The organism is Paenibacillus sp. AR247 (genome assembly GCF_002968895.1).
GTDB lineage: Bacteria > Bacillota > Bacilli > Paenibacillales > Paenibacillaceae > Paenibacillus_AQ > Paenibacillus_AQ favisporus.
This window is the reverse complement of sequence record NZ_PCZT01000009.1, coordinates 1,678,387-1,689,474: the sequence shown is the minus strand read 5'-3', so window position 1 is coordinate 1,689,474 and position 11,088 is coordinate 1,678,387. Positions and strand designations below refer to the sequence as shown.

11 protein-coding genes are annotated in these 11,088 nt (G+C 52.5%); all 11 read left to right on the top strand.

The features are described 5' to 3' along the window. On the top strand, positions 1-1,461 hold a 1,461-nt coding region (gene rny, locus CPT76_RS16145; RefSeq protein ID WP_105443592.1), incomplete at its 5' end, for a ribonuclease Y. Positions 1,462-1,531: 70 nt separating this feature from the next. After that, positions 1,532-2,326, top strand: coding sequence for a TIGR00282 family metallophosphoesterase (locus CPT76_RS16140; RefSeq protein ID WP_105444109.1), 795 nt, complete (start codon positions 1,532-1,534; stop codon positions 2,324-2,326). A gap of 150 nt (positions 2,327-2,476) precedes the next feature. Continuing rightward, positions 2,477-3,256 carry a dipeptidase gene (locus CPT76_RS16135; RefSeq protein ID WP_105443591.1) on the top strand — a complete coding sequence of 260 codons (780 nt, stop codon included), beginning with the start codon at positions 2,477-2,479 and terminating at the stop codon, positions 3,254-3,256. Between the two features lie 196 nt (positions 3,257-3,452). Then, positions 3,453-4,025, top strand: coding sequence for a phosphate propanoyltransferase (gene pduL / locus CPT76_RS16130; protein WP_105443590.1), 573 nt, complete (start codon positions 3,453-3,455; stop codon positions 4,023-4,025). Positions 4,026-4,256: 231 nt separating this feature from the next. Then, a complete protein-coding gene (miaB, locus tag CPT76_RS16125) occupies positions 4,257-5,819 on the top strand; it encodes a tRNA (N6-isopentenyl adenosine(37)-C2)-methylthiotransferase MiaB (RefSeq protein ID WP_105443589.1) in 1,563 nt (520 codons plus the stop codon). A gap of 32 nt (positions 5,820-5,851) precedes the next feature. Continuing rightward, positions 5,852-6,295, top strand: a complete 444-nt coding sequence (locus tag CPT76_RS16120) for a YlbF/YmcA family competence regulator (RefSeq protein ID WP_076167971.1) — start codon at positions 5,852-5,854, stop codon at positions 6,293-6,295. Positions 6,296-6,616: 321 nt separating this feature from the next. Next, a complete protein-coding gene (locus CPT76_RS16115; RefSeq protein ID WP_076167968.1) occupies positions 6,617-7,018 on the top strand; it encodes a PaaI family thioesterase in 402 nt (133 codons plus the stop codon). Between the two features lie 192 nt (positions 7,019-7,210). Next, positions 7,211-7,963, top strand: a complete 753-nt coding sequence (locus CPT76_RS16110) for an NUDIX hydrolase (RefSeq protein ID WP_105444108.1) — start codon at positions 7,211-7,213, stop codon at positions 7,961-7,963. Between the two features lie 14 nt (positions 7,964-7,977). After that, positions 7,978-8,526, top strand: coding sequence for a cysteine hydrolase family protein (locus CPT76_RS16105; RefSeq protein ID WP_105443588.1), 549 nt, complete (start codon positions 7,978-7,980; stop codon positions 8,524-8,526). 65 nt (positions 8,527-8,591) lie between these two features. Further along, on the top strand, positions 8,592-10,043 hold the full coding sequence (locus CPT76_RS16100; RefSeq protein ID WP_105443587.1) for a nicotinate phosphoribosyltransferase: 1,452 nt from the start codon (positions 8,592-8,594) through the stop codon (positions 10,041-10,043). A 396-nt stretch (positions 10,044-10,439) separates the two neighbouring features. Beyond that, a partial coding sequence (locus CPT76_RS16095; protein WP_374954651.1) for an alcohol dehydrogenase catalytic domain-containing protein occupies positions 10,440-11,088 on the top strand: 649 nt, incomplete at its 3' end.

Below are 11,088 nucleotides of genomic sequence, written 5' to 3'. Positions count from 1 at the left end.
CTTGCAGAGGCTAAAATTTCTAGTGCTGAAGAAGCTGCTGTACAGATCGTGGAAAACGCGCGTAAGGAAGCAGAAGCACTGAAGAAGGAAACGGTACTGGAGGCTAAAGACGAAGTACACAGAATCCGGACCGAAGCTGAAAAAGACACTCGTGAGCGTCGAAATGAAATTCAACGGCAGGAAAGACGATTGTTGCAAAAAGAAGAGTCGCTGGATAAAAAAATTGAATCGCTTGAACGTAAAGAAGAGCAAGTGGCCAACAAGGAGAAACGCATCGAAGAGACTCAACAGCAGATCGATTTGATTTACAAGAGCCAGGTCACGGAGCTGGAACGCATTTCCAGTTTGACCATGGAAGACGCACGAAGCATTATTTTGAGCAATGTAGAGCAGGAAGTTCGCCATGAAACCGCTCAAATGATTAAAGATATTGAGCAGCAGGCGAAAGAAGAAGCTGACAAGAAATCCCGTGAAATTGTAACGCTCGCCATCCAGCGCTGCGCTGCAGATCATGTGGCGGAGACCACCGTATCTGTGGTGACGCTGCCGAATGAGGAGATGAAGGGACGGATTATCGGGCGTGAAGGCCGGAACATCCGTGCACTGGAAACTCTGACCGGTATTGACCTCATTATTGATGATACGCCTGAAGCTGTAATTTTGTCGGGGTTTGATCCGATCCGCCGGGAAATTGCCCGGACCGCTTTGGAGAAATTGGTTGCAGACGGACGCATTCATCCCGCCCGGATTGAAGAGATGGTGGAGAAATCCCGTAAAGAGGTTGATGAGCGGATTCGCGAGTATGGCGAACAAGCGACATTTGAAGTGGGAGTACATGGTCTGCATCCGGATTTGATCAAAATTTTGGGACGGCTCAAATTCCGTACCAGTTATGGTCAGAACGTGCTGAAGCATTCCATGGAAGTGGCTTATCTGTCCGGTCTGATGGCCGGAGAGCTCGGCGAGGATATCGTATTGGCCAAGCGTGCAGGCTTGCTGCACGACATCGGTAAAGCGCTGGATCATGAAGTGGAAGGCTCACATGTTGAAATCGGCGTGGAGCTGGCCAAGAAATACAAGGAACATCCGGTGGTTATCAACAGTATCGCATCCCACCATGGCGATGTAGAGGCAACTTCGGTCATCGCGATGCTGGTTGGCGCAGCCGACGCCTTGTCAGCTGCAAGACCAGGAGCGCGCCGTGAAACGCTCGAAACGTATATCAAGCGTTTGGAGAAGCTGGAGGAAATCTCCGAATCGTTCGAAGGCGTCGAGAAATCGTTCGCGATTCAGGCAGGACGCGAGGTCCGCGTTATGGTTCAGCCTGAGAAGATCGATGATGCCGAAGCATTCCGGCTGGCTCGGGATATTACGAAGACGATTGAGAATGAACTGGATTATCCGGGACATATCAAAGTGACGGTCATCCGCGAGACTCGCGCGGTTGAATACGCGAAATAATGTAAATGATGAAAAGTGGCCGCTTTGGGGGCCACTTTTCATATTTGTTCATCTTAAGGAGGAGACCAACATTAACGTATTATTTATTGGAGATATCGTAGGCAGTGTAGGCAGAAAGGCGCTTAAAGCGACGCTGCCGTCGTTAAAAACGAAGTATAACCCTCATATCATCATTGCGAACGGCGAAAATGCCGCTTCCGGCCGAGGGATCACGCAGTCGATTGCCAAAGACTTTTTCGATTGGGGTGTTCATGGGATTACGCTGGGCAACCATACGTGGGATAACAAGGAGATTTTTGACTTTATCGACGACGAGCCGCGCATGGTGAGACCGGCCAATTTTCCGCCCGGGACGCCGGGATTGGGGCATACGATCATTAAAGCGAACGGCAAAGAACTGGCTATCGTGAATTTGCAGGGACGTACGTTTCTGCCGGCCATTGACTGTCCGTTTCGGGCCAGCGACGAGATTGTCGACCAGCTCCGCAAGAAGCACAAGCATATTCTTATTGATTTTCATGCCGAAGCCACATCCGAGAAAATCGCCATGGGCTGGCATCTGGACGGCCGTGCTTCGATCGTCGTAGGAACACATACCCACGTGCAGAGCAATGATGATACTATTTTACCGAACGGAACGGCCTATCTCACGGATGCCGGTATGGTCGGTCCTAGAGAAGGCATTTTAGGCATGGAACGCGATGCGGTACTCCGCAAATTCAAAACTCAGCTGCCGGTCCGGTTCCAGGTCGACAACGGAAAATGGCACTTCCACGGCGTATTTGTCCAGCTGGACGATGCAACCGGCAAGGCGCTGAAAATGGAAAAAATTCGGATTCTCGAAGACGATTGGATCATGGATTGACCGAGTTTTCCTCTGAGACTATTGGCGGATTTATGGCTGGCTGAATGAAGCCGGATTAGAGGTGCTCGGCGAGTACCCGGACTTTGATTCAGTTTATATGGGATAGACAGGTTTTTTTGCTTGCGTACGATGGAAAGGAGAGGCTTAAGCATGACAATTCCGGTGGTGGATTATCATTGTGATGTATTGAGTAAAATGGTGAAGGATAAAAGCATCTCCTTTGCAGACGATCCGAAGCTGGATGTGACCTACAAGCGTCTGCAGGAAGGAGGGGTGGCGCTTCAAACCTTCGCCATCTTTTTGTCTGAGGAACGGGGGATTCCCCGCTTTGAGCATATATTGGATCAGATCGACGTGTTTACCTCCCGTGTCGTTCCCGTGCAGGAAGGCGTCCGGTGGATGAAATGGAGAGAAGACGCAGCCTCGCTGGAACATGCGGTGAAGGCGGCGGAGCAGCTCCCGCTTCAAAGCCACGCCCTTCAGCCGTGGGGGCTTCTGTCCGTGGAGGGCGCCGACGGATTCGAGGGAAACTTGTATTATGTCAAAGTCTGCTATGATCTGGGCGTGCGGTTCCTTGGGATTACGTGGAATCATGCGAACTGGGCTGCCGACGGCGTTATGGAGAAGCGCAAGGGAGGCTTTACCGAAAAAGGAAAACAGCTGATTGAGCTGTGCAACGAAACCGGTTTGCTGCTGGACGTATCCCATTTATCGGAGGCCGGGTTTTGGGAGCTGGCCGAACGATCGAAACGGCCGTTTATCGCTTCCCACTCCAACGCAAAGGCGGTGTGCCCGCATCCCCGCAATTTGAACGATGAGCAGATTCGGGCGATCGCAGCGATTGCTTGCCCGCTATCCGGTAGGATCTGGTCAAAAGGATGGATGTCGGGCAAATGCGCTCTCTTTTCTGAGCAGGCATCTTCCGGCTAAACCGGTTTGATTCGGGTAGGAATTAAACCATGTTTTGGCAATACGGAGCAGACATTTTGACAATCTTGTAGCAGAATGGCAGGAAATGCATGAAAGTTGGAATGAAAGCGGTGACGTCTTTTTCTTTTTTGGGTAAAAGGATGTATAATGAGTCTGGCCTGTACAGAACATAGAGAAAATTTAAGGAGTGATCCACGTGAGTAAAACTGTACCTGTAGGCGTGTCCGCACGACATATCCATCTTACCCAAGAACATATTGAAGCTTTGTTTGGTCAAGGCTATCAGCTGACCGAATTTAAACCGCTATCCCAACCCGGACAATTCGCCGCCAATGAAACGGTGGCCGTTATCGGTCCGAAGGGTCAATTTGATAAGGTTAGAATTTTAGGGCCTGCCCGTTCGGCAAGCCAGCTGGAAATTTCCCGTACGGATTCTTTCGCCATCGGCGTGAAAGCTCCGGTCCGCGAGTCCGGAAATATTGAAGGAACCCCAGGCATCAAGGTAAAAGGCCCGCAAGGCGAGATCGAACTGGAGAAGGGCGTGATTGTTGCTGCTCGTCATATCCATTTTCACACGAGCGACGCGCAAAGCTGGGGCATTGCCGACAAGCAGCAGCTGAAAGTGCGCATCGGCGGCGAGCGCGGTCTGGTGTTTGAAAACGTCATTGCACGCGTATCCGATTCGTTTGCGCTCGACATGCACATCGATACCGATGAGGCCAACGCAGCCGGTGCCAAAACCGGAGATACGGCTGAAATCATTGACTAACAACGACTGACCAGGCCGGCAGGTCTGTAGAACGGGGGAGACATCCTCCGTTTTTTTGTTGTTTAACCAGTGGCGTGATGAACGAAAGATGTCTTTCGATTCAACGATTCGGCTATGCTTATACATAGATGGAAGTCCCGGCAATCAGTAGATATGCCATTAGGTTCATGCTATAATTTATTAGAATGTCGTTTAACAGGGGTTCCCTGGGTTAAAGGAGTGGTCAACAGCATGGCGAAGGAAACGAAGGATTACTCCAAATATTTTGATTTCTCCGATGCCAAAGTTCTGTCAGAGGACGAATTCGGAAAGAAGATCCGGATCAAGGGCCGTGAGATTCATATTATTTCGGAGCCTAACCATAGACAAAGCAAGAAACGGCGTAAGGAAGACGTTCAAGTGCTGTATGAGAACGCTGTGCCGGAAGAGCTTCAAGGGATTGGAGCAGGGAAGCATTATATCGTATACACGTTCGGCTGCCAGATGAACGAGCATGACTCCGAGACGATCAAGGGCATGCTGGAGATGATGGGCTACACCGCTACCGAAGACCGCAAGGAAGCGGACATCATTCTGCTGAACACATGCGCCATCCGTGAGAATGCAGAAGACAAAGTGTTCGGCGAGCTCGGTCATCTCAAGCACCTGAAGACGGAGAAGCCCGATATGCTGCTTGGTGTTTGCGGCTGTATGTCTCAGGAAGAAGGCGTCGTCAACCGGATTATGCAGAAGCACGGCTTCGTGGACATGATCTTCGGTACGCACAATATTCACCGGCTGCCGATGCTCATCAAGGAAGCGCTGTTCAGCAAAGAGATGGTCGTGGAAGTGTGGTCCAAGGAAGGCGACATCATTGAGAACCTGCCGAAGAAGCGTGAAGGACTGCGGGCGTGGGTCAACATTATGTACGGCTGCGACAAGTTCTGTACATACTGCATCGTTCCGTTTACCCGGGGGAAAGAGCGCTCCCGCCGGCCGGAAGACGTGATCGCCGAGGTTCGCGATTTGGCGCGCCAGGGCTTCAAGGAGGTTACCCTTCTCGGCCAGAACGTGAACGCTTACGGAAAGGATTTTGACGATATCCGGTACACGTTTGCCGACCTGATGGACGATATCCGTAAAATCGATATCCCGCGCGTCCGGTTTACAACGTCACATCCGCGCGACTTCGACGATCATCTGGTGGAGGTTCTCGGCAAAGGGGGCAACCTCGTTGAGCATATCCATTTGCCGGTGCAGTCGGGCAACAACGAAATTCTCAAAATCATGGGCCGGAAGTACACTCGCGAAATTTACCTGGAGCTGGTTCGGAAGCTGAAGGCAACCGTGCCAGGATTGGTGCTAACGACCGACATCATCGTCGGCTTCCCGGGCGAAACCGAAGAGCAGTTCGAGGATACGCTGAGCCTGGTGCGCGAAGTCGGCTTTGACTCGGCTTACACCTTTATTTATTCCCCTCGGGAAGGTACGCCGGCGGCCGTCATGGAGGACAATGTGTCCATGGAAGTGAAGAGCGAGCGCCTGCAGCGCCTGAACCGGACGATTGAGGAGTACAGCCGCAAGAGCCACGAAAATCTTCGCGGGCAGATCGTCGAGGTGCTGGTGGAAGGCGAGAGCAAAAACAACGCCTCCATCCTGGCGGGAAGAACGCGCACCAGCAAGCTCGTCCATTTTGAAGGCGGCAAGGAATTGATCGGCAGCTTCGTAAACGTCAAAATTACGGATGCGATGACGTGGTACATCAAAGGCGAAGTCGTGGATGTGCCGCAGGCCGAGGCAGCAATAACTCAGTAAATTCCATAACAGAATAGGGGTATTGAACCAAGATGGAGAAGGGTCATATCAATAAATACGGCATGATGTCTTATGATACGAAGGATCTTGTGATCCGCGACGATATTATGTCCAAGGCCAAGGAACTGGCCGAACTGATTTCCGGAAGCGAAGAAGTGCAGCAATTCCAGAAGGCGGAGGAGAAAATCCGCAATCATGAGCGCGTGCAAAGCCTCATTGCCACTATCAAGAAGAAGCAGAAAGAGATCGTGGCCTTCGAATCCTTCCAAAATCAGGAAATGGTTGCCAAAATCGAGAAAGAAATCGAAGCGCTGCAGGATGAGATCGATGCGATTCCTCTCGTGAACGAATTTCAGCAAAGCCAAAGCGATATTAACTATTTGCTGCAGCTGGTCATTTCCGTCATCCATGATACGGTATCGGAAAAGGTCAACGTGGAAGCGGGAACGGAAGCACCTCCTTCCAGCTGCGGCTAACCTTTACAAGGCTGCGGACGAGACGTCCGCGCCTTTTTTTCAAATGCAGATCGCATGGCTTTCGTGGTTTCGCTGAGTACCAGAATAACATCGGAGCGAAGGCCCCACGCCGCTGTGGGGTTATTTTTCGTCATCGGGAAACGAGGGGAAATCAAGCCAGGCGGTAGGCTATCCAGCCGACTTATGGGATAGAGCAGACGAATTTGGTTAAACATGAACGTAAACAGTTATCGCTGACAACATAGAGAAAAACGAAGGCGGCTTCTCCTGCAAAGGATGCTGGGGGAATACGCGAAAAATGACAGCATGGGGGAGACGACAATGAACGCATTGGAACAAATGGTGGCCCGGGGACAGGATTCGTTCTGGGCGTATCTCGGCTGCGAGCTGGTATCCGCAAGTAAGGAAGAAGTAGTCATTGCGCTCGATGCCAAGCAGCACCACACCAATTCCATGGGCATCATCCATGGGGGTGTGCTGACATCCTTGATGGACCAGGCGATGGGAATGGTAGCGACGGCGGCTAAAAATATCGACAGCTGCGTTACCACCGACATTAACGTACACTTTATGAATGCGATGGTTCCGGGGAGATTAACGGTGACGGCCAAGGTACTGCACGAAGCGGGCCGGTCTCTCGTCACCGAAGCAAAAATTAACGACAGTGAAGGCACGTTGGCTTGTATGGCGACGGCTACGTTTCGGGTAGTAAACCGCAAGTAGCTATTTACGGGGGATTTTTGCTTTCGTGTGCAGGACAAAACAATCGAACGCGGCTTACACAACATAGACAGAATGACTTGACTTTTTTTATCTATAGTTCATAATGAAAGTATCAAAAAGATGTTATGTGGTGATAAGATGACTGAAAATGAGAAAGCAAGCGGCAGACCGAAAGAGAAGACCGCCGAGGAGATGGGGTACTCCCCGAAGAAGTACCGCACGCCTGACGGTGTACCCGCGGACATTGTGATGTTTACGCTGACCAAGCGCGAGCGCAAGACCGTGACCAAAACGCTGCCGATCCGAGAGCTCAAGGTCATGCTGATCCGCCGGAAGTCGTGGCCGTTCGCGGGGATGTGGGCGCTGCCCGGAGGATTCTGCCAGGAAAGCGAATCGATCTATGACGCGGCAAAGCGTGAGCTCAAGGAAGAAACCGGTGTCGACGGCGGACACCTCGAGTATTTAGGCGTATACAGCAAGCCGGGAAGAGACCCGCGCGGCTGGATTATCAGCAACGCCTTCTTCGCCTTGGTGGAAGAATGGATGCTGGAGAGCAGACAGGCGGCGGACGATGCCGGCGAGGTTGGTCTGTTCGGCATCGATGAGGTGCTGAACGAGCTGGAGCTGGCCTTTGACCACCGGGAAATCATCCAGGATGCGTACCGCCGGATTCAGCAGCAGATGCTGCATTCCACGATTGCGCGCCAATTTTTGCCCGAGCAGTTTACGTTAAGCGAGCTGTACCAGGTCATCCAGACCGTCGTTCCGGAATTCAGCGAGCCGAATTTTATCCGTAAAATTACGTCTACGCGCAGCCGGCAGGGGATCCTCGAAGAAGTACGCGACGAGAACGGAAAGCCGCTGAGCTCCAACCAGTATTCCCAGCGACCGGCACAGCTGTACCGGTTCACCGATTACGTGCCGCTGCTGTCCATTTATACCTAAGGGAGTGAAGGTAGATGAAAGCACTGATCGTTATCGATTTTACGAATGATTTTGTCGACGGAAGCCTGCCTGTAGGCCAGCCTGCAGTGGATATCGCGCCGGCAGTAGCCGCCATCACTAAAGACTTCGTCGATCGCGGCGACTGGGTCGTCATGGCTGTGGATCTGCATGAGAAGGACGATCCTCATCATCCGGAGACAAAGCTGTTTCCTCCCCACAACCTACGCGGCACGCGGGGAAGAGAACTGTACGGCCCGCTGGAGAAGGTATACAACGACCATCGCGATGCGATTTACTGGATGGACAAAACGCGGTACAGCGCTTTTTGCGGAACGGATCTCGAACTCAAATTGAGGGAGCGCGGCATCACCGAAGTGCATCTGATCGGAGTATGCACCGATATTTGCGTGCTGCACACCGCTGTAGAGGCGTACAATAAGGGCTTCGGCATTACGGTGTACGAAGACGCTGTAGCCAGCTTCAACCCGGATGGGCATACGTGGGCATTGCAGCATTTTAAAAACAGTTTGGGTGCGCAGGTTGTCAAAGGAGCAGAGCAGTAATGACGATGGCCCGGGACACCGGGCCTGCCTGATATGACAGGCGTACCAGCAAGGAGGAACTCGGGATGCAGACGATGGGTCTGGCCTTACACACGGATAAATACCAAATCAACATGATGTACGCGCATTGGGTGAACGGCTCGCACCGGCAAAAAGCGGTGTTCGAGGCTTACTTCCGCAAGCTTCCCTTCGGAAACGGGTATGCGGTTTTTGCCGGCCTGGAGCGTATCGTGCATTACATAGCCAATCTTCGGTTTACCGATGAGGATATTAAGTATTTATCCGAGCAGGAAGAGAATTACGATTCGGCGTTTTTGGAGGAATTAAAGCAGTTCCGGTTTTGCGGCACGCTGCACTCGATGAAGGAAGGCGCGCTCGTCTTTCCAAACGAACCGTTGGTCCGCGTGGAAGGCACCATTATGGAAGCCCAGCTGGTGGAAACGGCGCTGCTCAATTTCATGAATTTCCAGACGCTGATTGCCACCAAGGCATCGCGAATCAAGCAGGTCGCCGGCGACGATATTTTGCTCGAATTCGGCACGCGACGGGCGCAGGAAGCCGATGCGGCGGTATGGGGGGCAAGGGCCGCTTATGTGGCTGGTTTTCACGCAACCTCCAATATGCTGGCTGGAGAGAAATTCGGCATCCCGACAAAAGGAACGCATGCCCACTCATGGGTACAGACCTTCGAAAGCGAACAGGCGGCGTTCGACGTTTATGCCAAGGTCATGCCGGATCAAGTGACGCTCCTCGTGGACACGTACGACACGCTCAAGAGCGGTGTGCCGCATGCGATCGAAACGGGCAAGAAGCTGGAGGCGATGGGCAAGAAGATGAACGCCATTCGTCTGGACAGCGGTGACCTGGCGTACTTATCGATCAAAGCGCGCGAGATGCTCGATCAGGCCGGATTGAATTATGTGAAGATCGTGGCCTCAAATGACCTCGACGAAAACACCATTTTTAACCTGAAGGCGCAGGGGGCACGGATCGATACGTGGGGCGTAGGCACCCAGCTGATTACGGCAGCCGACCAGCCGGCGCTGGGGGGCGTTTATAAGCTGGTGGAACGCGAGATTAAGGGCGAGATGGTTCCGACGATCAAAATATCGGGCAATCCCGAAAAAGTATCGACACCGGGCAAAAAGAACGTCTACCGGATCGTGGACCGGGTCAGCGGGAAAGCAACGGCGGATTACATCGCCTTCCCTGGCGAGGAAAAGCCGCATGACGGCCTCCGTTTGAAGCTGTTTAATCCGCAGCACCCGTATTTGCAGAAATACGTAAAAAACTACGATGCCATTGAAATGCTTACACCGGTTTTCGAGAACGGCCTGCTGGTGTACAAACTGCCGTCGCTGGATGAAATCCGGGAATACCACCGGGAGCAGATGGATTTATTTTGGCCGGAATACTTACGCAAGCTGAATCCGGAAATTTATCGCATCAATATCAGCGAGAAAGTATGGGACATGAAGCAAAAGATGATGGCGGAATATATGCAGCAGGATGAGTAGCTGCAAAAGCGAGCCGATGAGGGGGGACCAAGGGTCGCCCCTTTTTTTTATATATTAGACTGTATTAGTATCTGGAGACCGTCAGCCTTACCGCTTAACCAATAATAATATCGAGACGGGTTCTTCTCGTGCAGATATTTAGGGTGGGAAGCAGGGTATTATTTCTCGGGAAAGCGCAGAATCAGGCATACTCCGATGCACTTCCCGATCATTCGACAGCTGTCGATCGCACGGTAGGCTGATGACTGGCTTGACCTTGCCAAGCTCCCAACATTTCATGCCATGAACTATTTGGCACTGGAAGGGCAGGGTATTGGGTTTCGTTCTTAGACCGTATTTTGAAAGGGACCACGGACAGCGGTATAATATGGACAATCTTAAGGAGGGACGACGCATATGGAAAAGTTTCAGGCTTTTATGGTCCGAAAAGACGAGAATGGCGGATTCCGGAGCGGGATCGAAACGCTGACCGAGGGTCAGCTGCCGCCGGGTGATGTAACGATCCGCGTTCATTATTCGGGAGTGAATTACAAGGACGGATTGGCAAGCTTGCCTGATGGGAAGGTCGTCTCCAGGTATCCGATGGTGCCGGGCATTGACCTTGCTGGCGTAGTCACGCATTCGGAGCACCCGGCGTTTAAGCCCGGTGACCAGGTGTTGTGCACGGGGTACGGTGTAGGGACCGACCATTTTGGAGGATTCAGCGAATACGCCCGCCTTAAAGGTGATTGGCTGGTACACCTTCCAGAGGGACTCAGCATGCGAGAGGTCATGGGAATCGGGACGGCCGGATTTACCGCCGCCTTATCGGTTGATGCGTTGATCCGGAGCGGCCTCACGCCGGAAAGCGGAGAGGTGCTGGTGACCGGAGCGACGGGCGGTGTCGGCAGCTTTGCTGTCAGCATATTGTCCCGGCTCGGATATCAAGTGACTGCCAGCACAGGCAAGCTGGAAGCCCAGAAGGATTGGCTCACCGGGCTCGGGGCGAGCGCCGTGGTCGGGAGGGAAGAGATTTCCGCCCCGGTTCAAGGCGTGCTGTCCAAGA